This window comes from Microbacterium sp. NPDC087591 (assembly GCF_044743625.1).
GTDB lineage: Bacteria > Actinomycetota > Actinomycetes > Actinomycetales > Microbacteriaceae > Microbacterium.
Genome location: NZ_JBIUWU010000004.1, coordinates 148,811 through 173,665 on the forward strand (window position 1 = coordinate 148,811; position 24,855 = coordinate 173,665).

The following is a 24,855-nucleotide window of genomic DNA, read 5'->3' on the forward strand; positions in this document are numbered from 1 at the left end:
CGTCGAAGAGCCTCAGTCTGCGGCGACGATCTCGATGGCCGTCACGGTCTCCTCGTGGTCGCACGCCTCGCCGACCCAGAGCCGGATCCGTCCTGGTTCCACCCGACGGATGCCATCGACGCCGGTGAACGCGAGGCGCTCGGTGGGCACGTCGAACTCCACGCGCTGCTCCTCGCCCGGCGCCAGGCGCACGCGCTGGAATGCGACCAGCTGCGCCACGGGCCGAGCCACACTCGCGACCTCGTCGTGCGCGTAGAGCTGCACGACGTCCGTCCCCTCACGCGTGCCGGAGTTGCGCACGACCACCGAGACACGGAACACCTCGCCCGCCGTCACCGCGGCGTCGGCGGTGAGGTGCTCGTGCGTGAACGTCGTGTACCCGAGACCGAAGCCGAACGGACGCACCGGCGTCGGATCGACGCTGGTCACGTCGGTACGCCCGCCGAGCGCGGGATGCAGGTACGAATACGGTTGCGCCCCCGCCGACCGCGGCAGCGACACGGGCAGGCGGCCCGACGGTGACACCTCACCGCTCAGCACCGCGGCGATCGCCGGTCCGCCCTCCTCGCCGGGGAAGAACGACTGGAGCACCGCGGCGGGGACCGGCCGCTCCTGCTGCACGGCTGCTTCCGGCGCGGCGGGAGAGTTGACCGACCCGAGCCCTGCGGTCGCTCCCGCTGTCGTCTCGCGGTGCGGGAGCGCCCAGTCCAGGGCGTACGGTCGGCCCGTGAGGGCCACGACCACGACCGGCGTTCCGGTCGCGACCACGGCCTCGACCAGCTCGCGCTGCACGCCGGGCAGCTCCAGCGAGTCGACGTCGTTCCCCTCGCCGACCGTGCCGCGTCCGAACAGGCCGGCGCGGTCGCCGATCACGACGATCGCGACGTCGGCGGCTGCGGCCTCCGCGACCGCGGCAGGGAACCCGCTGCGATCCTCGCCCTCGACAGCGCAGCCGGTGGCCGTGGTGATCGTGGCCGAGGGGAGCGCGGCGCTGAGTCCGTCGAGCACGCTCGGCAGGGCGATGCCTGCGGGCACATCCGGGTGGTGTGCCAGCACGTGGTTGACGAACGAGTAGCAGCCCATGAGCGCCTCGGCACTGTCGGCGTTCGGCCCGATCACGGCGATGCGCGGCGCGGCGGACGGATCGAGCGGCAGCACTCCGTCGTTGCTCACGAGCACGATCGACTCCTCGGCCAGACGGCGGGCGAGTGCGCGATGCGTGGGGGAGTCCAGGTCGACCTCGTCGGGCGCGGAGGAGTCGGCGGCCGTGAAGTCCGCGTCGAGCAGGCCCAGTTCCTCCTTCTGCGCGAGCACGCGTCCGACCGCGCGGTCCAGGATGCCCTGGTCGAGCGACCCGTCGCGCACCTGCGCGGCGAGCGTCGTGTAGGCGTCGGGCGACGGCAGCTCGACGTCGATCCCGGCCGTGATCGCGAGAGCCGCGGCCTGTGCCGAGTCCGCGGCGACATGGTGCATGCTCTGCAGGAAGTCGACGGCGAAGTAGTCCGAGACCACGACCCCGTCGAATCCCCAGCGTTCGCGCAGCACCTCGTCGAGGTAGTACGGGTCGGCGGCGACGGGCACCCCGTCGATGTCGGTGTACGAGTTCATGACGCTGCGCACTCCGCCCTCGCGCACGGCCATCTCGAACGGCGGCAGCAGGACGTCCTCGATCTCGCGGCGCCCGGCGGACACCGGGGCGTGATTGCGTCCGGCGCGCGAGGCCGAGTACCCCACGAAGTGCTTGAGGGTCGCGTGCACGCCCTCGGACTGCATCCCGCGTACGTACGCGGTGCCCACGGTGCCGACCACGAGCGGGTCCTCCGCGATGCACTCGTCGACGCGGCCCCATCGGGGATCGCGGATGACATCGAGCACCGGCGCCAGCCCCTGGTGGATCCCGAGCTCCCGCATCGACGAGCCGATCGCGCGCCCCACCTCTTCCACCAGGTCGGGGTCGAACGACGCCCCCCAGGCCAGCGGGGTGGGGAACGTGGCCGCCTTCCACGCGGCGAGTCCGGTGAGGCACTCCTCGTGCACCAGGGCAGGGATGCCCAGGCGGGTCTCCCGCTGCAGGCGCGCCTGCTCGCTCCAGAGCCACCGCGCGCGCTCGATCGGATCGACCGGACGTGTGCCGTACACGCGGGTCAGGTGTCCGATCCCGTGCGCCGTCGCCTCCTCGTAGCGGGTCGACGTCTTCTTCTCGCCGGCCATCGGGGCGACCAGATCGTCGCCCTGATCGACCCAGAAGCCGACCAGCTGGGACTGCTTCTCCTCCAGCGTCATCTGCGCCAGGAGGCCCTCGACGCGAGCGGAGAAGCGGGGTCGGAGTGTGGGAGACACATCCATCTCTTTCTGTGGGGATTCGACGGACATGTTCAACCCTTGACGGCGCCGGTCAGGCCGCCGACGATCCGACGCTCGAACAGGCTGAAGAAGATCAGCGCGGGGATCATCGACAGCGAGGTGAACGCCAGCACCTTCGCGGTGTCGACCGAGTACTGCGAGGCGAACGACTGCACGCCCAGCGGCAGTGTGAACGCGGACGCATCGTTGAGCACGAACAGGGGCAGCAGATACCCGTTCCAACTGCCGATGAAGGCCAGGATGCCGGTCGTGATCACTCCCGGGATCGACAGGGGCAGCACCATCCGCCAGAAGAAGCCCAACCGACTGCATCCGTCGATGAACGCCGCCTCCTGGATCTCGTCGGGGATGGCGCGCAGGAACGGGACCAGGATGATGATCGTGGTCGGCAGCGCGAACGCGATCTGCGGCAGGATGACTCCGCCGAGCGAGTTCATCAGGCCCAGGTTGCGCACCACGATATAGAGCGGGGTGATCGCGACCGTCAGCGGGAACATGAGCCCCGCGGCGAAGAACGCGTACAGGACTCCGCGCCCCGCGAACTTGTAGCGCGCGAGCACGTAGGCGGCCATCAGCCCGAGCGCCACCACGCCGATCGTGGTGGCGAGGGCGACGATCGTGGAGTTGAGCACCTGTCGCCAGAACACGCCGCCGGTGATGACGTCGAGGTAGTTCGTCAGGATCCAGGGCTGGGGCAGACCGGACGGATCGGTCGTGATCTGGGCGTTCGTGCGGAACCCGCCGATGATGATGTACGCGATCGGTGCGAGCATGAGCCCGACCACGATCAGTGCGACGAAGTACACCGTGGGGTTGGCCCAGGGCAGTCGCGCCCGTGCAGGGCGCTCCGGCCGGCCGGGCCGTGCCGGCCGTTGCGTGACGAGTAGCGAGGTGGCGGTCATGCCCTGGTCCTCTTCTTCCGTGCGGGGGCGCCGGTCAGGGCGCCGTCGGTGTCGCGCTTGAGCACGGCGCGCTGATAGATCAGCGCCACCACGAGCGAGATCAGGAACAGCACCACCGCGACGGCGTTGCCGTATCCGAAGTTGCCGGCATTGCGCCCCTCGGAGACCATGTAGGTCGCCATGGTCGAGGTGCCGGCAGTGGAGGCGATGTACTGCCCCCAGATGATGTAGACGAGGTCGAACAGCTGCAGCGAGCCGATGATCGACAGGAACGCCCAGATGCGCAGCGTCGGAGCGAGCAGCGGCAGCGTGATCCGCCACTGGATCTGCCAGTACGACGCCCCGTCGATCGCGGCGGCTTCGTGCAGCTCCTCGGGAATGCCCTGGAGACCCGCGAGGAAGAGGATGACGGCGAAGCCGACGTACTTCCAGGTGATGATCACCATCAGCGTCCAGATGGCGATGTCGGGGTTCGACAGCCAGTCGTTCGCGAGGAAGCCCAGGCCCATGTTCTTCAGCAGGTCGTTGAACGCCCCGCTGGTCTGCAGCATCAGGCTCCAGCCCGTGCCCACCACGACCTCGGAGATGACGTAGGGGATGAAGATCAGCACCCGGATGAGCGACTGCCCTCGCATCCGTCTGTTGAGGAGGAGGGCCAGCAGGATCGCCGCCGGCCCCTGCAGCACGAGCGAGAACACCAGGATGAAGCCGTTGTGCGCGAGCGCATCGTGGAACAGCGGGTCCTGCAGGATCGTCAGGTAGTTCTTCAGACCCACGAAGTCGGTGGGCGGGCCGTAGCCCTGCCAGCTGAAGAAGCCGTAGTAGGCCGCCATCAGCACCGGGAAGATGACGAAGGCGAGGAAGACCAGGAGGGCGGGCCCGGCCAGAAGGATCACTTCCAGCCGGGCGGCCGCCTTATGCCTTGGCTGCGGCATCCTGGACGGCCTTGACGATGTCCTCCGGGGTTCCCTGACCGGCGAGCATGTTGACCACGGCGACGTTGAGCGCGTTGCCGACGTTCTGTCCGTACACGGTGTCGAGCCACTGCGAGGCGTACGGTGCCGCGTTGTAGGCCTCGAGGATCGACTTCAGGTAGGGCTCGGTCACGGCCTCCTGGGCGACGGTGTTCACGGGCGGAGCGTTGAAGGCCTTGTAGTAGGCCGTCTGCACCTCGGACGTGCCGAGGTAGTTCAGGAAGTCGACGCAGGCGTCCGGCGCATCGACCGAACACGAGTAGCCGTCGACGCCGCCCATCATCGAGCCGGGCTCGCCTTCGCCGCCCTCGACCTCGGGGAACGGGAACCAGGCCAGGTCGGCCAGCGGCTTCTGGTCGGGCGTCAGCGAACCGATCACGCCCGGGTCCCAGGCGCCCATGAGCTCCATGGCGGCCTGGTGGTTGGCGATGAGTCCGGCCGAGCTGCCGGCACCCTGCTGCGCGGTGGTGGTGAGGAAGCCGTCGTTGAACGGCTCGGTCGCCGCGAACGCCTGCAGGTCCTCTCCGGCGCGCACCCAGCAGTCGTCGTCGAAGTTCATCTCGTCGGCGGCCTTGGCGAGCGTGTCGTTGCTGCACTCGCGCAGGGCGAGCCAGTAGTACCAGTGCGCCGCCGGCCAGGCATCCTTGGCGCCGAGGGCGATCGGATCGGTCCCGGCCGCCTTCAGCTTCTCGGTCGCGGTCTCCAGCTCGTCGAGCGTGGTCGGGTTCTCGGTGATGCCTGCCGCGTCGAACAGGTCCTGGCTGTAGAACAGGCCACCGGGGAGCACAGCCACCGGCATCGCGTAACGCTTGCCGTCGAGACTGTTGGCGGAGAACGCCGCGTCGGGGATCTCTTCGGCGGCAGGTCCGCTGATGACGTCGGTCAGGTCCTTGAGCTGCCCGGCCTTCACCATCGCCGCCATCTTGCCGCCACCGCGCTGCAGGAAGATGTCGGGTGCGTCGCCCGAGTTGAGTGCGGTCTGGAGCTTGCCGTCGAGATCCTCGTTCTGGATCGACTGGATGTCGATCGTGACCCCGGGGTTCGCCTTCTCGAAGTCCGCGACGGTGTCTTCCCAGAACTTGACTCCCGGCCCGGTCGTGGAGTTGTGCCAGAGAGTCATGGAAGACCCCCCGCCGTCATCAGGGGTGCTGGCTGTGCACCCGCTCAGCGCGAGTGCCCCGACGGCTGCGAGTGCGGCCGCGGAGACCAAGGAACGCCGTGTGCTGTTCATGTGATCGTTCTCCTCATCGAGAGTTGTGCGCCGCATCGGTGCGGGCGCCGCGGCAGCAAGGTGAGACCGCGTCGGGATGCAGTCTGCTGCCGTCGACGAAAGTCGTCAAACGTTTTCGAAAACAGTTTCCATATTGAGGACACTCGCGGATACGCTGAGCAACCATGAGCGGGAGAACCACGATCCACGACGTCGCGCAGGCCGCGGGCGTCTCGGTGTCGACGGTCTCGAAGGCGGTCAACGGTCGCTACGGGATCGCGGATGCCACGGTCAAGCGCGTGCTCGATGTCGTGCAGGAGCTCGGGTACGAATCGAGCCTGGTCGCCAGCAGCATGAGGGCCAGGCGCACGGGGGTGATCGGGGTGCTCCTGGCCGATTTCGAGCCGTTCAGCGCCGAGATCCTCAAGGGCGTCGGTGCGGCGGTGCACGACTCGGCCGTCGATCTGCTGGCGTACAGCGGATCACGGCACGGCCAGGGGGAGGGGTGGGAGCGCCGATCCCTCAGCAGGCTCTCCGGCACGCTCATCGATGCGGCGATCATGGTCACCCCCACCGTCGTGGGGGCGTCGACCGAGATCCCTGTCGTCGCGATCGATCCGCACACGGGTCGCGCCGATCTGCCGACCGTGGAGTCCGACAGCTTCGGGGGCGCGCTGACGGCCACCCGGCATCTGCTCGAGCTCGGGCACCGCCGGATCAGCTTCCTGGGCGGACGGCCCGACCTCCGCTCCGCCGGGCTCCGCGACGCCGGCTACCGGCGGGCGCTCTCCGACGCCGGCATCCCGGTCGACCCCGACCTGATCCGGGCGGGGCGCTACGAGCTCGAGACCACCAGGGATTCGGCGCGGCTCCTGCTGGCGGCACCGTCGCGCCCGACCGCGGTCTTCGCGGCGAACGATCTGTCGGCCATCGCGGTGATCGAGGTCGCGCACGAGCTGGGACTGCGCGTGCCGGAAGACCTCTCCGTGATCGGCTTCGACGACGTGCCAGAGGCCTCCCGCCGGGCCCTGCCACTCACGACGATCCAGCAGCCCATGCGCCGGCTGGGCAGCGTCGCGGCCGAGATGGTGTTCACGCTCCTCGCCGGGCAGCCGGTCGAGGAGATGCACGTGACGCTGCCGACGCGTCTGGTCGTGCGGGCGACGACCGCTGCGCCCTCGCCCGCGCGAGGATGACGCGAGGATGACGCGAGGAGCGCCTTCGCGTTCAGACGTCGCACATGGTCGCTACGTGCGTGCTGAGGGGACCATCTGCGACCACTCCCGCACGCGAGGCGTCGCACTTAGTCGCTTCGTGCGCCCCGAGGCGACCAGCTGCGCCCACTCGAGGACTTCTTCACGCGAGGCGTCGCATATTGTCGCTACGTGCGTGCTGAGGGGACCATGTGCGACCACTCCCGCACGCGAGGCGTCGCACTTCGTCGCTACGTGCGCCCCGAGGCGACCAGCTGCGACCACTCCGGCTCGTGCCGTGCTCGGGCTCGCGCCGGGCTCAGGCGCGCGTGCTCCGGCGTGCCGTGCTCAGGCGCCGGCGACCGTGCGCACGTGTGACAGTGCCGGATCGGCGAGCGCGGACGACAGCCGTGCGAACTCGTCGAAGCTGCGGCGCCCCGGCCAGTCCGCGGGCAGCATCGACGGCGGAAGGCCGGGATCGACATAGGGCAGCACCCGCCAGTTGTCGATCAGCTGCACATACGCCGCGAACGGTTCCTCGGGAAGGGCATCGAGCGAGCGCTGGAACGCCAGGTGTTCGGTGCGCAGCGCCTCGAGATCCCACCAGCCGGCGGCCGCATCGACCAGCGGGACGGCCGTCTGCGGTGCACCGGCCTGGAACAGGGTGACCCAGCGGCGTGCATCCAGCTCGTCGAGGAGCAGCTCGACCTCGCCCTGCAGGTGTCCCGGACACATCCACAGTGCCGGTGAGACGGTGCCGGCCCCGATCCACTGCAGCCGTCGCCGCAGCTGATGGCGCACGCTGCGTGCGCTCTCCGGGATCGAGAACGAGATCAGGCACCACGGATCCTGATCCTGCATCTCGCGCATCGCGAAGATGCGTCGGTCGCCACGCTCCAGCATCGGCACGGCGGCAGGGTTCAGACGGTAGCCGATCGCGTCGTCGCGGTCGGCGAGCAGCAGCCCCTTCTGCTTCAGGCGCGTGATGCCCGTGCGGGCCTGCGCGGTCGGGATGCCGAGGTCGCCCGCGAGCGCGACCAGGTCGGCCGCGGAGATCCAGCCGCCGAGCGGCCGCAAGAACAGTCCGATCACCGTGCGCAGCAGCGAGGCGGTGCTGCCCGGGCGCGCATCGATGTCATCGAGCACCTCGGATGTCGCCGGTGCGTCGACGGCCCTGCGTGCTTCCGCGGTCATGCGTGCAGGGCGTCCCTGATGGCGAGCACGCCCGTCACGGTCTCCACGTGCGAGGTGCTCAGAGGCGAGAGCCCCAGGCGGATGCCGTCGGGAAAGCGGAAGTCGGGGATGATCCCGTCCGCCCACAGCCGCTGCGTCACGGCGCGGAAATCCGGGTGCCCGACCGTGACGTGCCCGCCGCGGAGGTCCGACGCGCGCGGACTCAGCAGCCGCACGCCCACCGGCGCGAGCACTTCGTCGTAGGCCTCGACCGCGAGGTCGGTGAGGGAGACCGACTTGGCGCGGATCTGCGCGATCGACGACTGCTCGATCAGGTCGAGCATCCCCTGCATCGCGAGCATCGACGTGACCGGCGGTGTGCCGCTGAGCAGCTGACGGATGTCGTCGGCCGGCACGTACTCCGGGCCCATCGCGAAGATGTCGGCGGCGCTCCACCATCCCTGGATGGGCTGGCGCAGCACCCCCTGCAGGTCGCGGCGCAGGTAGGCGAAGGCGGGGGAACCGGGACCGCCGTTCAGGTACTTGTAGGTGCAGCCGACCGCCATGTCGACGCCCCACTCGTCGAGCTGCATCGGCAGCACGCCGACGGAGTGGCACAGGTCCCACATCATGAGGGCGCCTGCTTCGTGCACCGCATCCGTGATCGCCGGCATATCCGCCAGCGCGCCCGAGCGGTAGTCCACGTGGCTGAGCGAGACCAGGGCGGTGCGCTCGGAGACCACGGCGGCGACATCGTCGATCGTGACGCCGCGCACCGGGTCCGGTTCGAGCCAGCGCACGGTCATGCCGGTCTCGGCGGCGACGCCGTCGACCAGGAAACGGTCGGTGGGGAAGTTGCCGGCCTCCATCACGATCTCGGTGCGGGCGTCGGGCCCTGAGCCTGACGAACGGCGAAGGGCGGCACGCAGCAGCTTGTAGATCAACACGCTGGTGGAATCGGCGACCACGGTCTGTCCGGCGGCGGCGCCGAGGGCCACCCGGCCGATCCGATCGCCGAGCTCCATGGGCAGCGCCATCCACTGTTCGTCCCACGACCGGATCAGTCGGGTGCCCCAGTCCTCGCGCACGAACGCGGCGAGCTTCTCCGGGGTGTCGCGCAGCGGTCGACCGAGGGAGTTGCCGTCGAGGTAGGCGGTGACTCCCGGCGCGTCGGCGAAGGCCGCGAGATGCGCATGCAGCGGGTCGGCGGCGTCGAGGGCGCGGGCGCGGTCGAGCAGGCGGGTGTCGATGGGGTCGGTCATGTCACACCTTCAGATCGGCGGGGGTGAGCGGGCGGGCGAGCAGGGGGTCGGCGGTCGCGCCGGGGAGGAGGAGCAGGAGCGTGGACGGATCGCGGGGGTCGCACGGCGCGAGCGCGCGCAGGAGCGCGGCATCATCGAGGCCGGCGTCTCGGAGTGCCCGGAGCTCGGCGCCGTTGACGCCCACCGGTGTGGGGCCGTTGCCCATGTCGGTGCCGTAGAGCACGGTGCCGCCGGCCGCGTGGAAGCGTCGGACGTTGTGGAGGGCGATGGTCAGGTCCGCTCCGCTGTGGATCGCGAGCGTCGAGATCCACGAGGCGGATGCCGCCTGCGCGGCGATCTCGTCGTCGCTGAGGCGCTCGGTGAACGGGGCATGCGCGAGGCGACGCGCACCGAGACGGGCGACGCGCTGGGCTTCGCCCCGGCCCTCGGCATGGGCTGTGACATCGAGGTCGCTCGCGGCGGCGAGCTCGACGATCACGCGGAACAGTGCGTCGTCGAACACCGGGCCGGCGCTGCGGTTGCTCGCGACCTTGATGCAGGAGGCTCCGGCATCCGCCATCTCGGCGACGGCTCGTGCGGCTGACGCGGCATCGGCGATCTCGCGGACCGAGCCGTCCGGGGCCCAGTCGCGGTCGGACGGGTAGCCGCCCACCGGGGTCAGAAATGCTCCGGCGAAGTCGATCCGCACCGGGTGCGGTGTTCGCAACTCCTCAAGAACAGAGGTTCTGGGGGTGGAAGTCGTCCCAGAACCCGCGCCGGGCGAGTTCTTTGAGGAGTTGTGAACCGCCAGCTGCGCCACGACCTCCGGATTCGCGCCCAGATCGACCACCCGGCCGAGGGTCGAGCTGGTCAGCCGGGTGTGATCGACGAGCTGCAGGTGCACGTGGTGGTCGGTGAACCCGCCGACGATCGCGCCGTCGAGTCGGGGCGTGTCGGCGGGGGCGGGGCCGTCGCGCAGCAACAGGCGCCCGTCGACGAGGTCGATGACGCCCTCGCGCCATCCCTCGCCGTCGAAGAACGTCGCAGCGAACATCAGCCGCCGATCTCCGTGCGCACCGTGTACAGCTCGGGGAAGAAGGTGAGGTCGAGGGCGCGCTGCAGGAAGCCGACGCCGCTCGAACCGCCGGTGCCGACCTTCATGCCGATCGTGCGGGCCACGGTCTTCAGGTGCCGGAAGCGCCAGAACTGGAAGTTGTCCTCGAGGTCGACCAGGTCCTCGCACGCCTCGTAGAGATCCCAGTTCTCCTGGTGGTTCTGGTAGATCTCGCGGATCGCCGGCACGAGCGAGGGCGTCTCCCGGTAGGGCTCGCGCACGTCGCGATCGAGGATCTCGGCGGGGATCGGGAGCCCGCGACGAGAGGCGTAGCGTAGGAACTCGTCGTAGAGCGTGGGCTTCTCCCACTCGGCCGTCAGCAGTGCGAGGTTGGCGGGGTGGTCGCGGAAGACGCTCAGCATCTTCTCGTTCTTGTTGCCCAGCGCGAACTCCACCGCGCGGTACTGCACGGATTGGAAGCCGGAGGAGCTGCCGAGCGCACCGCGGAACTGCGCGTACTCGGTGGGGGTGAGAGTCGCGAGGATCGCCCACTGCTGCGTCATCACGTCCTGGATGCGCTTGACGCGCGCGACGCGCTTCAGCGCCTCGCGCAGGTCGTCGCTCGCCAACAGCTCGCGGGCGGAGGACAGCTCGTGCAGCAACTGCTTGAGCCAGAGCTCGGTGGTCTGGTGCTGGATGATGAACAGCAGCTCATCGTGGTGCTCGGGGACGCTGACCGGGTTCTGCGCGGTGAGCAGCTGGTCGAGCGACAGGTAGGACCCGTAGGTCATGCGCCCCGACATGTCGGTGACGATGCCGGCTTCGAGTGCGCGCTCGTTCTGCTGCTCGGTGCTCATGACTCGAACATATCACTTTCGTGGCGAGCGTCACAGTAGTGTTATGTCCCGCTGATGCTTCCTCACGTATGACCGCTCACGGCGGGCTCGCGTCATCTCGGAGACCGTGCCGATCACTGTGCCGGTCAGAGCGTGGATCGCGAACCCCGCGCCGAACAGCACCACACCGGCCACCACGACGACCAGTGGCAGCAGCGGTCCGAAGACCAGCACGGTGAAGATCGCGCCGTTGTCCATGCGATCAACCTAGGGTGCGAACCCGGACGATTCCTCAGAGCGGGGGTGTGCGCGGCGGTGGGGTGCGTCGAGTCCCCGGTGCGCCCACGGCTTCGAACCCCGCGGCGAGGCGCAGCAGTGTCGCGTCGTCGTATGCCCGTCCGGCGAACGTCAGCCCGATCGGCATGCCGATGTCGGGCATCACCCCCATCGGCACCGTGACCGTGGGGATGCCGAGGTGGCGTATCGCGAGGTTGCCGTTCGCGATCCAGACGCCGTTGCGCCAGCCGAGGTCGGCCGCTTCCACGTTCACGTCCATGTCGGCCGGCCCCACGTCGGCGACCGCGGGGAACACCACGGCATCGAGCCGCAGCCCGTCCATCCACACCTCGAGGTCGCGATGGCGGGTCTCCTCCAGTCCGCGCAGCCCGTCTTCGAGCTCGGGCATGTCCCTGAACGAGGTGTCGGGGTGGCGGCGCACCCAGTCCGGATACTCCGCGATGTCGTCCTCGAACCCCGTGTAGCGGTCGGGCAGCGCGCCGTCCGGGTGCGGGAAGATCGTGGCTCCGTCGACCTCCGCGAGCGAGTGCAGTGCCGGGTCGCCGTTCGCCCGCAGGAAGTCCTCCCACGCCCACGCCGAGAGATCGACGATCTCGCGGTGCAGGTACTCGCGCGACACCAGGCCGCGATTCGCGATGGTGGGGGCGCCGGGGCGATCGCCCTCGTAGTTCGACACCACGGGGAAGTCGACCTCGATCACGGTCGCCCCGGCCGCTTCGAGGTCGCGCCGCGCGGCCTCCCAGCGCTCCACGATCGACGGCCGTGTCTCGATGCGCTGACCGGTCGGTCCGCCGATGCCCGGATGCTCCGCAGTCCCCGCATCCGGATCCGCGTTGATGTACATGCGGGGGATGCCGATGCGGGCGCCGGCGAGGGCGCTCGCCGCGTCGGTCCCGAGCGCCGGATACGACTCCGGACGGACGGCGGATGCGGTCGGCAGCGCGACCCAGGGCTGCGCGCGCCAGAAGTCGCCGCGGGTCTCGGCATCATCGGCCACGATCACGTCGAGCACCTCGAGCAGGTCGGCCATCGTGCGGGTGTGCGGCACGACCACGTCCATGGTCGGCACGAGCGGCCAGTTGCCGCGCGTCGAGATCACTCCGCGCGAGGGCGTGTAGGCGCACAGGGCGTTGTTGGTGGCAGGGCCGCGCCCCGATGACCAGGTCTCCTCGCCGAGGCCGAAGGCCGCGAAGCTCGCCGCTGTCGCCGTGCCGGAGCCGTTCGAGGATCCGGACGCGAAGGGCGCGGTGAGCCAGTCCGGCGAGTACGGGCTCTCGGCCCGGCCGTAGACGCCGCGCTGCATGCCGCCGTTCGCCATCGGAGGCATGTTCGTCAGGCCGAGGCAGATCGCCCCGCCCGCCCGCAGCCGAGCGATCGTGAAGGCGTCGCGCTGCGCGATGAGTCCAGCGAAGGCCGGACTGCCGGCCGCGGCCGTGAGCCCGTGCACCAGGTAGCTGTCCTTCGCGGTGTAAGGGATGCCGTCGAGCGGACCGAGGGTCTCGCCGCGGGTGCGCCGGGCGTCCGACGCCGCCGCCTCGGTGCGGGCCTCCGGGTTCGCGACGACCATGGCGTTCAGTGCGGTCGGTGTGTCGGGGGTGTCGTAGGCCGCGGTGCGGGCCAGATACGCGTCGACCAGCTCGACCGCCGTCGTCTCGCCCGACTCGAGGGCCGCGCGCAGTTCGGCGATGGAGGCCTCGGTCACCTCGAACATCAGGCGCCCTTCGACCCGTCGCTGCGCTCCTCGCTCGGCAACCGCGCGGGCTGCTGCTGCGTGATGCAGTGGATGCCGCCACCCCGGTCGAACAACGGGCGCGCGTCGACCGTCACCACACGGCGTCCGGGATAGGCGTCGGCGAGGATCTCGCGCGCCACGGCATCCGCCCTCTCCTCGCCGAAGCCGCAGGCCACGACCCCGTCGTTCGTGACGAGGTGGTTGACGTAGCTCCAGTCCACGGGTCCCTCCTCGTCGCGCAGGGTGGCGGGGGCGGGGAGGTCGATGATCTCGAAGCGGCGGCCGGCGGCATCCGTCTGCTCCGACAGGAATGCGCGCAGGTCGCGAGTGACGACGTGGTCGGGGTGATCGGGGTTCTCCTGGTCGTGGAGCAGCAGTCGCCCGGGTGACACGATCGTGGCGACGATGTCGACGTGGCCGTTCGTGCCGAAGTCGTCATAGTCGCGGGTGAGCCCGCGCGGCAGCCAGATGGCCGTGGTCGCCCCGATCGTGCGCGCCATCTCGGCCTCGACGCGCTGACGGTCGGCGTAGGGGTTGCGGCGCGGATCGAGCTGCACCGTCTCGGTGAGCAGCACGGTTCCCTCGCCGTCGACGTGGATGCCCCCGCCCTCGTTCACGAGCGTCGAGCTCACGAGCTCGGCCCCGACGGCCTCGGCGATGATGCGCGCGTGCTGGGCCGCCTTGCGCCACTCCGCCCAGTCCGGCGCGCCCCAGCCGTTGAAGATCCAATCCACCGCGCCGAGCACTCCGGGGCGCTCGTCGTCGGTCACGAACGTCGGGCCGGCGTCGCGCATCCAGAACTCGTCGACCGGCGCTTCGACGATCTCGATGCTGCTGCTCAGCATGCGCCGGGCCCTGACGAGCTCGCTCGGATCGACCAGCATCGTCACCGGTTCGAACTCCGCGACCGCGTGGGCGACGGCGGTCCAGGTGGCGTAGCCCTCTTCGCGGGCGGCATCCGTGTCGCCGAGGGTCTCGCCCTCCGCGGGGAACGCCATCCAGGTGCGCTCATGACGTGCGGTCTCCGCGGGCATGCGCCAGCTCATGGGGATCTCCTCGCTGCCGAACAGGCTCTATTGAACATGCGATCAACAGGTGTTACGGTAGCCCGTGATGAAGACCACGTCAACAGGTACCGCTCCTCGCCGCATGTCGCCCGAGGAGCGTGATCGCGCGATCTTCGAGGGAGCCATCGGACTCGCCCGAGAGAGCGGACTCGAGAGCATGACCGTCCGCGCGGTGGCGCAGCGCGTCGGGGTGACGCCCGCTCTGGTCGCGCACTACCGCCCCGTCATGGATGACTTTCTCGCCGAGGTCTTCGGCGAGATCGTCGGCGCAGAGCGCGATGAGGTCATGGCCGGATTCGACCCAGAGCGCGGGGTGCGCGAAGACCTGTTCCGCATGGTCGAGACCCTGCTCGACGGGAGTCGCGACGATGTCACGCTCGTCTGGGTGCAGGCCTGGGCTCTCGGCGTGCGCAACGAGACGCTCGCCGCGCGGGTGCGCACCGAGATGGACCTCTGGCAGAGCGCGATCGAGGAGCACCTGGCGCGCGCCGTCGCGTCGGGTGAGATCGCCGCATCGCGCACCGACACCGCAGCCTGGATGCTGCTCGCCATGATCGACGGGATGAACGCGCACTCCCTCGTCACGTGGGCGCCGCACGATCGCGCGGACCTCGCGCGCCGGGTGCTCTCCGTCGCCCTCGATCATCCCGATGACCCCGCCCCCTCACGCGATGCGCCCCGCGCATCCCTCTCGTCCTGACAGTAAGGAAACGCCCATGGATGCTGTGCGCATGCACGCGGCCTCGCCCGAATCGACCGCGATCGTCGACGCCGTGCTCGACTACTCGCGGCGCCGCATGCTCGCCGCCGACGTGCCGCTGGACAAGCCGCAGACCGAGGCTGAGCTGCACCGCCTGGTCGGTCCCACGATCACCGATGCGGGCCTCGGTGCGCCACGCGCGCTGAGCGTGTTCGAGCACATCCTGGCGCCCGCCTGTCTGACCACGAGCCACCCGCTGTACCTGTCATTCATCCCGACCGCACCGACCATGGCGGCGATCGCGTTCGACCTGGTGGTCTCGGCATCCGGGCTCTACGGCGGCAGCTGGCTCGAAGGCGCGGGCGCCGTGCACGCCGAGAACGAGGTGCTGTCATGGCTGGCGCGGGAGTTCGGGCTGCCCGAGAGCGCGGGCGGGGTGTTCGTGCAGGGTGGCACGATCGGCAACCTCTCGGCGCTGGTCGCGGCGCGCGAGGCGGCCAAGGCGCGCCTGATCGCCCAGGGCAAGGAACTGCCGCGGCGGTGGAAGATCGTCTGCAGCGTGGAGGCGCACTCCTCGAACAAGTCGGCCGCGAAGGTCATGGACGCCGACGTGCTGCTGGTGCCGGCGGGCGACGACGGTGTGCTGCGCGCCGACGCCGTGCGCGAGGCGCTGAGCGAGCACGGCGACGAGATCTGCGCGGTCGTGGCGACCGGCGGCTCGACGAACTTCGGCATCGTGGATGACATCCAGGCCATCGCCGCGCTCAAGGACGAGTTCGACTTCTGGTTGCACATCGACGGCGCCTACGGCCTCACCGCGATGCTCGCGCCCGAGACCAGGCACATCTTCGCCGGCGTCGAGCGCGCCGATTCGGTGATCGTCGATCCGCACAAGTGGCTGTTCGCCCCGTTCGACTGCTGCGCGCTGATCTACCGCGACCCCGACAGCGGCCGTCGGGCGCACACGCAGCACGCCGAATACCTCGACACTCTCACGGACGCCGACGAGTTCAGCCCCTCGGACTACTCGATCCAGCTCACCCGCCGCCCGCGCGGTCTGCCGATGTGGTTCTCGGTCGCGACCTACGGGGTGACCGCCTATCGCGATGCGGTGAGCGCCACGATCGCGCTGACCAAGAAGATCGCGGCCGAGATCTCGCGTCGTCCCGAGCTGCGGCTGGTGCGCGACCCGCAGCTGTCGGTCGTGGTCTTCGAGCGCGACGGCTGGGAGCGCGCCGACTACGACCGCTGGTCGGCTGCGCTGCTGGATTCGCAGCGGGCCTTCGTGGTGCCCAGCTCGCACGGCGGACGCCCGAACACGCGCTTCGCGATCCTCAATCCGCTCACCACCTTCGACGACCTGGTCGGCATCCTCGACACGATGAAGTAGTCGGCCCCTGCAGACCCGCCGGGCGTGGGCGATCGAGCGTAGGCGATCGACCCGGCGTAGGTGAGTTCCGGCGGATTCGGCCTACGCCCGTGTTTTCGCCTACCTCCGGATGGGCGGGTGCAGGGGGGAGGGCGGGGGCAGGGCGGGGGCGCAGCGGCCCAGTGCGGATGCGGGTCAGCGGCTGGTGTGTGCGTCCAGGAAGTCGATCGTCTTCTGCAGAGCCGTCTGTGCATCGGGCATGTCGAGGTGGAACTGGTACTCGTGGGGGAGTTCCGGCTGGTGCGGCGCGGGCCAGAACAGGGTCGTCACGTCGACGCCGAGCTCGTCCAGGCGCTGGGCCATCGGGATGGACTGCAGCCAGGTGAGGCCGTCGCCGTTGCCGCCCGAGATATAGGTGGCCGGGAAGTCCTTCGTCACCCAGTCGACGGTCGACATGGTCGCGCCCGTCGCGTTCTCGGCCCAGGTCTTCGTGCCCGAGTAGGCCCACATCGCCGACTTGAGGCCCCAGCCGGCGACGCCGTCGAGCTGGGCGAGGGCCGCGAGGTCATACACGCCGCAGTTGAGCACTGTTGCGGCCAGCTGGTCGGCCCCGATCGAGGGTGAGATGTCCATGATCGTGGCGTACTCGGGGTTCGTGATGAGCGTGGCCATCTGGCTGGCGAGCTGCGCTCCGGCCGAGTCTCCCGCGAGCACGATCTGCGTGGGGTCGACGCCCAGCTCCGCGGCATGCGCGTCGATGTAGGCGAGGGCATCGTTGAGCTGGTGCACCGCGAGCGGGTACACGCCCTCCGGCCCGATCGTGTAGTTCAGGCCGATCGTCGTGTAGCCCTCGGCAGCGAGGATGCGCAGATAGGGGTCGACGTTCTCCTTCGCTCCCGAGATCCACGCGCCCCCGTGGATCCACACGATCGTGGGCAGCGGACCGCTGGCGGATGCCGGGGTGAAGGCATCCATCGTGGTGTCGGCACCGTCATCCGCGTAGGCGACGTCGAGCTGCTCGGTGAGTGGCGTGTCGGGAACGTGCTTGTCCATCTCGGCGGCGGTCTCGTCGCCGCCCTTCGTGAACACCGCGCGGATGATCATGGCCGAGGGCCACGGGGTCAGCGAACCGACTATCGCCACGACCGCCGTGACGCCGACGACGCAGGCGATGGCGATCCTGGTGCGGCGCCAGGGTCGGCGGACCTTCCTCGTGCTGTCCGGATCTGCGTCGTTCTCGCGCGCGGTCATGTCGCCCCTCTCCGCGCCTCAGTGTGCCAGTATTCCGGTCGTCGAGTGAACTGGTGGTCGCGTTCGGCTGACGAATCGCGGAACGCGTGACGGATTCCGGAGACATCGACGGTGATCCGTCCGCAGAATGTCATCGGCTCCGTGATCTGTCGCCCCCGGAGCGGCTGACTCCCGGCTCCGGTCAGCGCGTCAGCCCGGTGATGAGGCGCTGCAGTCCGTAGTCGAAGGCGTGGTCGACGTCGCCGCCGAGGCGGAACGCGCCGGACAGCTCCATCTGCAGGAAGCCCGTCGCCCATGCCGTGAAGAGACGGGCGGCGTCCAGGGCGTCGTCCTCGCCGACCACGGCGGATGCGGCGCGGATGAGCGGTGCCGCCGAGCGCTCGAGAGCATCATGCGGGGAGGCAGCCGTGAACATGATCCGGAACCCCTCCGGGTGGTCCTGCGCGAAAGACCGATACGCGTGCGCGAGGTCCGCGAGGTCGTCGCCCGCCGCCTCGAGCCGGGTGGTGAGCGCGTCGATGGATGCCGTAGCGACGGCGGCGTGCAGGGCATCGCGGTCTCGGACGCGCTTGTAGAGCGAGGGTGCGCGCACCCCGACGCGTTCGGCCACCGCCTGCATCGTGAGCCCGGCGGGACCGGCGGTCTCCAGGATCTCGCGCCCTGCCGCGACGATCGCCTCGGTGGATGTGCGTTCAGGTGTCGGCATGCGGCTCTCCTCGATGGCTATTGACAATAGCCATGATAGCTACGTATCGTAGCCATCGCAATCATTCCGAGAGGACCCGCCATGAAGCTCGCACCGCATCTGCACCGGCTCGGCAACGACATCGTCGCCTCCTACCTCGTCGACCTGCCGGACGGCATCACCCTGATCGACGCCGGCCTACCGGGGCACTGGCGCGATCTGCAGCTCGAGCTCGAGGAGATCGGGCGTCCGCTGTCCGACATCCGCGGACTCGTGTTGACCCACGGCGACGGTGACCACATCGGCTTCGCGGAGCGCCTGCGCACGGAGGTCGGGGTGCCGGTGTTCATCCACGCCGCGGATGCCCACCGTGTGCGCACGGGGGAGAAACCCAAGACCCCGATGGGACCCGCGCGTCTGGGTCCGACGCTCGGGTTCTTCGCCTACGGCATCCGCAAGAACGCCCTGCGCACCCACCACGTGACCGCGGTGACCGAAGTGGCAGACGGGGATGTGCTCGACCTGCCCGGAGCGCCGGTCGTGATCGGGATGCCGGGACACTCGCCCGGCAGCATCGCGGTGCACGTCCCGATCGCCGACGCGGTGTTCGTGGGTGACGCGCTGACCACCCGGCATGTGCTCACCGGTCGTACGGGGGCTCAGCCCGCGCCGTTCACCGACGAGCCGAAGGAGGCGCTGGCGTCTCTCGACCGCCTGGCCGACGTCTCGGCGTCGTGGGTGCTGCCCGGACACGGTGCGCCCTGGCACGGATCGCCCGCCGACATCGCCGCGGCCGTGCGGGCAGCGGGATCGCGGCCTGCGGCGAAGTGAACGCGGACGGATCGCGGAGCACATGACGAATCACGGACTGATTCCCTGAATACGTCTGTGATCCGTCATCGGTTCCGTCATCCGTCGCCCGGTTCGCCGCCCCCGAGCGGATGCCCGGACCGAGCGGATGCCCGGACCGGCCGCTCTGCGGAACACCCGTCAGCGGGTGGCGAGTACCGTGGCGGAGTCGCTGATCGTGATCTGCGGCGGGTAGAGGCCCATGACCTGCACGGCGGCGGCATGGTTCTCTGCCGTCGACCCCGCGCAGGCGTCCGCGGCGATGGTCACGTGAGCGCCGGCATCCGCTGCCGCCAGGGCCGTGGAGATCACGCAGCAGTCCGTCGAGACGCCGGTGAGCACGACGTGCGCACCGCGTCCGAGGACCGCCTCGATCTCGGGGCCCCACTTGCCGAAGGTCGGCAGGTCGAGCGTGGGACGCGCGGACAGATCAGCGGCCTCGGGCACGAGAGCGAACAGCGCGTCGCCCGGCGGCTGGTCGGCGAACGGCCAGGCGGCGAAGTAGTCGCCCCACGACGTCGAGCGGTCGGCGGTCGGCATCCAGCGCGTCACGAGCACGCGCTCGCCGAAGGAGGCGGCCAGCGCACGGATGCGCGGCATCGCCTCGGCGAAGAACGGCGAGCCCCACGCGGAATCGGGCGACGCGAAGATCGCCTGCGGATCGATCACGACCAGCCACGCGGCATCCGCTGCCTGCTCTTCCGCGGCATCCGCTGCCTGCTCTTCCTGGGGCGCTGAGCTCGCCGACGGGTCCGTCACGCCCGCTCCTGCCGACGGATCTTCCCCGCCCGCGCGACGTACGTCACCACGAACGACAGCACGAGGGCGAAGAACACACCGAGGTTGGCATACGCCCACTGGCCGTCCTTGCCGCCGATCAGGAACAGCAGGTACCCCTGCCAGTTGTTCCAGGCGGCGTCCTCGGCGAAGTTGTTCACGACCAGGCCCCAGCCGATGGCGCTGGTGACGACCATGGTGCCGATCGACGTCCAGTCCCACGCGCCGTAGCGGCCGTTCTCGTCGAACAGCGCGTCGTCGTCGTAGTCCTTCTTGCGGCGCAGGATGTCGGCGATCAGGATGCCGGCCCAGGAGGCCAGCGGGACTCCGAGGGTGATCAGGAAGCTCTGGAACGGGCCGAGGAAGTCCGTTGCGAAGAAGACGACGACGATCGTGCCGATCGTGAGGATCACGCCGTCGATCGCGGCCGCCGAGGGGCGGGGGACGCGGATGCCGAGGCTGAGCAGCGTCAGACCCGACGAGTAGATGCCCAGGACGGCGCCGGAGACCAGCGCCAGCACGGCAGTGAGCAGGAACGGCACGAGCACCCACACCGGCAGGATCGTCGCGAGCGCCCCTACGGGGTCTGCCTGCACGGCATTGAACAGGTCGTCGTTGGAGCCGGCGAGCAGCAGACCGAAGACCACCAGGATGATCGGGGCGATCGAGCCGCCGATCGTGTTCCACGCGACGATCGCCCCGTCGGACGCGGTGCGCTTCTGGTAGCGGGACCAGTCGGCGGCGATGTTGATCCAGCCGAGCCCGAAACCGGTCATGACCATCACCAGGGCGCCGATGACCTGGCCGATGCCGCCGTCCGGGCGTGCCAGGACGGCCGCGATGTCGATGCTGGGGGCGGCGAGGATGATGTACAGCACCGTCACGATGCCGGTGACCCAGGTGAGCACCGACTGCAGCTTCATGATCGTGTGATACCCGAGCACGGATGCTGCGACGATGAGTGCCGCGACGATCACGGTCGCGGTGATCTTCAGAGCGATGCTGTCGCCGTCGCCGCCGAGCTGCGTGATGACGGTCGCAGTGGCGAGCACGGCGAGGATCGCGAGGAAGGTCTCCCATCCGATCGAGGTCAGCCACGACACGATGCCCGGCACCTTCTGCCCGTGCACCCCGAACGCGGCACGCGACAGGACCATGGTCGGTGCGGATCCGCGCTTGCCGGCGATCGCGATCAGTCCGCACAGCAGGAACGACACCACGATGCCGATGACGGACACGATCGTCGCCTGCCAGAACGAGATGCCGAAGCCCAGCACGAACGACCCGTACGACATGCCGAACACCGAGACGTTCGCCGCGAACCACGGCCAGAAGAGGTCGCGCGGCTTCGCGGTGCGGTCGGATTCGGGGATGATCTCGATGCCCGCACGCTCGATGAGGGCCGGCTTGATGTCCGTCATGGCAACATCCTGGCACTGCCGGGGGTATCTGCGGCGCGTCCGGGGTCAGAAATCGCGGACGGGGCTCCGGTCATCCGGCTTCGCGCTCGTTCTGGGTGTCGGGCGCTGTTCGCGCCCTTCCCTCGCGTGTTCTGACGTGCGTGCCTGGCTGATCAGCCCGCGAAGAACGCCTGCGCGGTGCGGGTCAGGTCGTGCAGGTCGGAGACCCCCGCGAGCTCGCGCGCGGAGTGCATCGAGAGGATCGGGATGCCCACGTCGACGGTGCGGATGCCGAGGCGCGTGGCCGTGATCGGCCCGATCGTCGACCCGCACGGCACGGCGTTGTTCGACACGAACTCCTGCGTGTGCACTCCCGCGCGTTCGCACCATGCTCGCCAGGATGCGGTGCCGACGGCATCCGTCGCGTAGCGCTGGTTGGCGTTGAGCTTGAGGATGGGGCCGGATCCCAGCACCGGCTGGACGACCGGGTCGTGCTTGGCGACGTAGTTCGGATGCACCGAGTGTCCGACGTCGCTGGACAGGCACCACGACGAGGCATAGGCCTGGCGCCGTGCAGACGAGTCGGCACCGAGCTCGGCGTAGACGCGCTCCAGGACGTCTTCGAGGAACGGGCCCGCCGCGCCTGAGCGGGATGCCGATCCGAGCTCCTCGTGATCGAAGGCAGCGAGAACGGCGATCGGAGCGCCGGGCCCGGGATCATACGTCTCGAGGGCGACGACACCGGCGTGTACCGATGCGAGGTCGTCGAGTCTCCCGGCGGCGAAGAACGCGTCGTCCTTGCCGAACACCGCTCCACGGGCGGTGTCGGCGATCACGACGTCGTAACCGCGGATGTCGGATGCCGCGACGTCGGCCGAGCCGGCGAGCTCGGCGAGGACGTCGGCCTGTGTCGGGTCGCCGAGACCCCAGACCGGCTGCGTCTCGACCTGCTTGTCGAGTGCGAGTCCGGAGTTCGCGGACCGGTCGAGGTGGATCGCGAGCTGCGGCAGGCGCAGGAGTGCTCCGGTGTCGGCGAGCACGACCCGGCCGTCGGCGAGGGCGAGTCGTCCGGCGAGGCGCAGCTCCCGGTCGAGCCAGGAGTTCAGCAGCGGGCCTCCGTACACCTCGACGGCGGCCTGCAGCCAGCCGCGGGTTCCTGTCGTGGGCTGCGGCTTGAGCTTGAAGCCGGGGGAGTCGGTGTGTGCGCCGAAGATCTGCACGGGTGTGGTCGCGGCGGCGTCGGTGGGGACGACCCAGGCGATCGCCGCGCCGTCGCGGACGACCACGTAGCGTCCGCCCGCCTGCGACGGCCAGGAATCCTCCTCATTCAGGCGCGTGAAGCCGACGGCTTCGAGGCGGCGAGCGATCTCGGCTGCGGCGTGGTAGCTCGAGGGGGAGGCGGCGATGAAGTCGGCGAGATCATCGGCGTGCGAGAGGGCGACCGGGGTGACGGGCATGGCGTGCCTTCCTGAAGACGGGCGTGCTTCGAGCGTAGTCGCGGTGGCGAGGTGGTCCTCGACCGGAGTGCTCCGTATGCACCCATGGCGGTCGACCGCCGTGTTGTTTCCCGGGTGTTCATCCGGCAGGGTTAGCCTGATCGCGATAGCGCCTAGGGTTCCGGGGTTCGCACCCGTCTGGTCCGAGCGGCGCCACGGTTCCCCTCCGCAGGGGGCCGTCATCTGACAGGACAAAAGCCCGGAGGACCCTGTTCGTCGCGCCCGCGCCGAACGGAAGGGTCTATCCATGTCGCCTCTCGCCTTCTTCCTGGTCATCGGCGCCGCGGTGTCGCACGCGGCGTGGAACATCGTCGCCCACGGCATCAGCCGCGCAGGAGCGCCGTTCCTCTGGTGGGGTGCTGTGGGCAGCACCGTCGTGTGGGTGGGGGCTGTTCCGTTCACGGGCGGGCTCGGAACCGAGGACCTCGGCTCCTTCGCACTCGGCGTGGGCGTCTCGGCCCTGCTGCACGTCGCGTACATGGCGGTGCTGCAGCGCGGATACCAGGAGGGGAACCTCTCCACCGTCTACGCCACCGCCCGCGGCACCGGTCCCTTCCTGTCGGTCATCATCGCGATGCTCGTGCTCGGGGAGCGGCCCTCGCCCATCGCTCTCGTCGGCGTCGCGGCCGTGATCGCGGGAGTGGTCACGATCGGACTGATCGACCGCGGTCGTGGGGCCACTGGGCTGCGGCGAGGCGTCGATCTCGGACTCGTCTTCGGGCTGCTGACCGGCGTGATGATCGCGATCTACACGATCTGGGACGCTCATGTGGTTCGGACGTGGCAGCTGTCACCGGTCGCGTTCATGGTCGGTACGACCTTGTTGCAGGTGCCCTTCTACTCGATCGCAGTGCGTCGGCGCTGGCAGGCGGTCTGGGTGCTGGGGCGCGGGCAGTGGCGTCGCATCGTCGCCTTCGGCATCCTCTCGCCGCTGTCGTACATCCTCGTGCTGACGGCGATCCAGATCGCACCGGTCGCGCTGGTGGCACCGCTGCGTGAGGTGAGCGTGGTGCTCGTGAGCCTGTTCGGGGTGTTCGTGCTGCGGGAGTCTCGGCCGGGGTGGCGAATCGCGGCGTCTCTCGTCGTGGTCGCGGGGATCGTGCTGCTGGCGGTGTGAGGCGGATGACGGGTGCTGTGTCGAGGTGCATGAAGGTGACTGTGCGCGCTTCGGAAGAGGATGAGGCTCCCGGTCGTCCGAAAGTGCCGAAGCCTGTGGAGAAGCCGTTTTCATGGACTCATGTGGAGCAGCAGTGGATACAAAGCGAATGCCGGAATATTGCCTTGACCAGGTAAAAGCGGGCACTGAATGTCGGTGGCCCCGAGTTGTATGAGGGGTATGAACAGCGCCGAGGATCTCCTGGAGCGGGTCGTCAGCGACCTGGAACAGGTGCTCGGCGCTGGTTCCTTTGCCGCACTGTCGGATGACGCCAAGATGCGAGTGCTGCAGCTCGTAGGAGACGCGCAGCGGAAGGCGGATGCCATCGTCGTCGAGACCGTGGCCTCGGTCGCCGCTCGGCCTGCGGGGTCCGGGGATCCGGCGTTCTGCGGCAGGTTCGGATGCCGCACGATGCATGAGCTCCTGCAACGTGTGCTGAGGCTCGACGCCACTGGTGCGAGCCGTGTCGTTCAGGCGGCACGGGCTGTCCATCGTGAGATCAACATCTCTTCGGGAGGCATGCAGCCTGCGCGTTGGCCTGCATTGAGGGAGGCACTTCTTGACGGGACAATCGGAATCGCGGGGCTGCTCGCGGCGATCGGGCCGATCGAGAAGGGGCGGCATCGAATCGCTCACGAGGCGCGGGTGCGGGCTGACGCGGAACTCGCACGTCTGGTGCGCGGCGTGCCTGTCGGTGATGACGAACCAGGGGTCCAGAACTCCATTGATGCGGCACCGGTGGCGACGCCGGAGGACCTGCGGGTGTTTGCCCGAGTGATCGCGGCGTATCTCGATCCGGATGGTGCTGAGTCGGCAGAGGAAGCGGCGATGCGGGGCCGTGGGGTGATCCTGGGCCGGGCGAAGAACGGGCTGATCCCGATCCGTGGGGATCTGTTGCCGGAGACGGCGGGGCAGTTGCAGCGCATCTGGGACGCGTACCTGAATCCGAAAGTCGACGGGCCACCCGTGCCGGGCGTGCGATTCGTGCCATCCGACAACGGGGACGCACAGCACGCGCGGGAGGCACGGGAGGCTCTGGACGAGCAGGACAGGGCGGATCGTGCCGGTGACGTGTTGCCGTCCGGGGACCCGGGCGGCATGGTCGACCCGCGCACCCGGGCGCAGAAGC

Annotated in this window: 22 protein-coding genes; 6 read left to right on the forward strand and 16 right to left on the reverse strand. The window is 69.5% G+C overall.

What is annotated here, in order from left to right; genetic code table 11:
* Positions 1-12: 12 nt before the first annotated feature.
* The 4 genes from ACIOVG_RS18435 to ACIOVG_RS18450 are packed head-to-tail and all read right to left on the reverse strand — an operon-like array spanning position 13 to position 5,360.
* On the reverse strand, positions 13-2,346 hold the full coding sequence (locus tag ACIOVG_RS18435) for a beta-glucosidase (RefSeq protein WP_400876831.1): 2,334 nt from the start codon (positions 2,344-2,346) through the stop codon (positions 13-15).
* 29 nt (positions 2,347-2,375) lie between these two features.
* The gene (locus ACIOVG_RS18440; RefSeq protein WP_247631203.1) at positions 2,376-3,266 is read right to left on the reverse strand and encodes a carbohydrate ABC transporter permease; all 891 of its coding nucleotides are present in this window, start codon (positions 3,264-3,266) and stop codon (positions 2,376-2,378) included.
* Complete coding sequence (locus ACIOVG_RS18445; RefSeq protein ID WP_247631202.1) at positions 3,263-4,201, reverse strand: carbohydrate ABC transporter permease; 939 nt, start codon at positions 4,199-4,201, stop codon at positions 3,263-3,265. Before ACIOVG_RS18445 ends, ACIOVG_RS18440 begins: the two co-directional genes overlap by 4 nt.
* Positions 4,182-5,360, reverse strand: coding sequence for an extracellular solute-binding protein (locus ACIOVG_RS18450; protein WP_400876835.1), 1,179 nt, complete (start codon positions 5,358-5,360; stop codon positions 4,182-4,184). The genes ACIOVG_RS18445 and ACIOVG_RS18450 overlap by 20 nt, the downstream gene beginning before the upstream one ends.
* Before the next feature lie 275 nt (positions 5,361-5,635).
* On the opposite strand from ACIOVG_RS18450, the gene ACIOVG_RS18455 reads away from it, so the two are divergent.
* Positions 5,636-6,646, forward strand: coding sequence for a LacI family DNA-binding transcriptional regulator (locus ACIOVG_RS18455; RefSeq protein ID WP_400876838.1), 1,011 nt, complete (start codon positions 5,636-5,638; stop codon positions 6,644-6,646).
* A gap of 345 nt (positions 6,647-6,991) precedes the next feature.
* Here ACIOVG_RS18455 and ACIOVG_RS18460 read toward each other — a convergent pair whose 3' ends face one another.
* From ACIOVG_RS18460 to ACIOVG_RS18490, 7 genes are read right to left on the reverse strand one after another with little or no spacing between them, the layout of a single operon-like run.
* A complete protein-coding gene (locus ACIOVG_RS18460; RefSeq protein ID WP_400876841.1) occupies positions 6,992-7,837 on the reverse strand; it encodes a PaaX family transcriptional regulator C-terminal domain-containing protein in 846 nt (281 codons plus the stop codon).
* The gene (locus tag ACIOVG_RS18465) at positions 7,834-9,078 is read right to left on the reverse strand and encodes a kynureninase (RefSeq protein WP_400876844.1); all 1,245 of its coding nucleotides are present in this window, start codon (positions 9,076-9,078) and stop codon (positions 7,834-7,836) included. The genes ACIOVG_RS18460 and ACIOVG_RS18465 overlap by 4 nt, the downstream gene beginning before the upstream one ends.
* Position 9,079: 1 nt before the next feature.
* On the reverse strand, positions 9,080-10,111 hold the full coding sequence (locus ACIOVG_RS18470; protein WP_400876847.1) for a hydrolase: 1,032 nt from the start codon (positions 10,109-10,111) through the stop codon (positions 9,080-9,082).
* A complete protein-coding gene (locus ACIOVG_RS18475) occupies positions 10,111-10,968 on the reverse strand; it encodes a tryptophan 2,3-dioxygenase (RefSeq protein ID WP_400876850.1) in 858 nt (285 codons plus the stop codon). The genes ACIOVG_RS18470 and ACIOVG_RS18475 overlap by 1 nt, the downstream gene beginning before the upstream one ends.
* Before the next feature lie 30 nt (positions 10,969-10,998).
* Positions 10,999-11,205, reverse strand: a complete 207-nt coding sequence (locus tag ACIOVG_RS18480; protein WP_400876853.1) for a hypothetical protein — start codon at positions 11,203-11,205, stop codon at positions 10,999-11,001.
* A gap of 34 nt (positions 11,206-11,239) precedes the next feature.
* Positions 11,240-12,955 carry an amidase gene (locus ACIOVG_RS18485; protein WP_400876856.1) on the reverse strand — a complete coding sequence of 572 codons (1,716 nt, stop codon included), beginning with the start codon at positions 12,953-12,955 and terminating at the stop codon, positions 11,240-11,242.
* On the reverse strand, positions 12,955-14,022 hold the full coding sequence (locus ACIOVG_RS18490; protein ID WP_400876859.1) for an agmatine/peptidylarginine deiminase: 1,068 nt from the start codon (positions 14,020-14,022) through the stop codon (positions 12,955-12,957). The genes ACIOVG_RS18485 and ACIOVG_RS18490 overlap by 1 nt, the downstream gene beginning before the upstream one ends.
* A gap of 67 nt (positions 14,023-14,089) precedes the next feature.
* On the opposite strand from ACIOVG_RS18490, the gene ACIOVG_RS18495 reads away from it, so the two are divergent.
* A complete protein-coding gene (locus ACIOVG_RS18495) occupies positions 14,090-14,743 on the forward strand; it encodes a TetR/AcrR family transcriptional regulator (protein ID WP_400876862.1) in 654 nt (217 codons plus the stop codon).
* 16 nt (positions 14,744-14,759) lie between these two features.
* A complete protein-coding gene (locus ACIOVG_RS18500) occupies positions 14,760-16,133 on the forward strand; it encodes a pyridoxal phosphate-dependent decarboxylase family protein (protein WP_400876865.1) in 1,374 nt (457 codons plus the stop codon).
* A gap of 174 nt (positions 16,134-16,307) precedes the next feature.
* Here the strand turns inward: ACIOVG_RS18500 and ACIOVG_RS18505 are convergent, their stop codons facing one another.
* Positions 16,308-17,363, reverse strand: a complete 1,056-nt coding sequence (locus tag ACIOVG_RS18505; protein ID WP_400876868.1) for an alpha/beta hydrolase — start codon at positions 17,361-17,363, stop codon at positions 16,308-16,310.
* A 181-nt stretch (positions 17,364-17,544) separates the two neighbouring features.
* Entirely contained in the window at positions 17,545-18,069 is a 525-nt protein-coding gene (locus ACIOVG_RS18510; RefSeq protein ID WP_400876871.1) for a TetR/AcrR family transcriptional regulator, read from the reverse strand.
* An 81-nt stretch (positions 18,070-18,150) separates the two neighbouring features.
* Between ACIOVG_RS18510 and ACIOVG_RS18515 the strand changes: the two genes are divergently transcribed.
* Complete coding sequence (locus tag ACIOVG_RS18515; RefSeq protein ID WP_400876874.1) at positions 18,151-18,879, forward strand: MBL fold metallo-hydrolase; 729 nt, start codon at positions 18,151-18,153, stop codon at positions 18,877-18,879.
* Positions 18,880-19,038: 159 nt separating this feature from the next.
* On the opposite strand, the gene ACIOVG_RS18520 is transcribed toward ACIOVG_RS18515, so the two are convergent.
* The 3 genes from ACIOVG_RS18520 to ACIOVG_RS18530 form a co-directional block, all read right to left on the reverse strand.
* Positions 19,039-19,572, reverse strand: a complete 534-nt coding sequence (locus ACIOVG_RS18520; RefSeq protein ID WP_400876895.1) for a cysteine hydrolase family protein — start codon at positions 19,570-19,572, stop codon at positions 19,039-19,041.
* 80 nt (positions 19,573-19,652) lie between these two features.
* Positions 19,653-21,095, reverse strand: a complete 1,443-nt coding sequence (locus tag ACIOVG_RS18525; RefSeq protein WP_400876877.1) for a purine-cytosine permease family protein — start codon at positions 21,093-21,095, stop codon at positions 19,653-19,655.
* Between the two features lie 152 nt (positions 21,096-21,247).
* The gene (locus ACIOVG_RS18530) at positions 21,248-22,531 is read right to left on the reverse strand and encodes a M18 family aminopeptidase (protein WP_400876880.1); all 1,284 of its coding nucleotides are present in this window, start codon (positions 22,529-22,531) and stop codon (positions 21,248-21,250) included.
* 286 nt (positions 22,532-22,817) lie between these two features.
* On the opposite strand from ACIOVG_RS18530, the gene ACIOVG_RS18535 reads away from it, so the two are divergent.
* Positions 22,818-23,687, forward strand: coding sequence for an EamA family transporter (locus tag ACIOVG_RS18535; RefSeq protein WP_400876883.1), 870 nt, complete (start codon positions 22,818-22,820; stop codon positions 23,685-23,687).
* Positions 23,688-23,906: 219 nt separating this feature from the next.
* Positions 23,907-24,855 (forward strand): DUF222 domain-containing protein (locus ACIOVG_RS18540; RefSeq protein WP_400876886.1); only part of this gene is annotated, 949 nt, incomplete at its 3' end.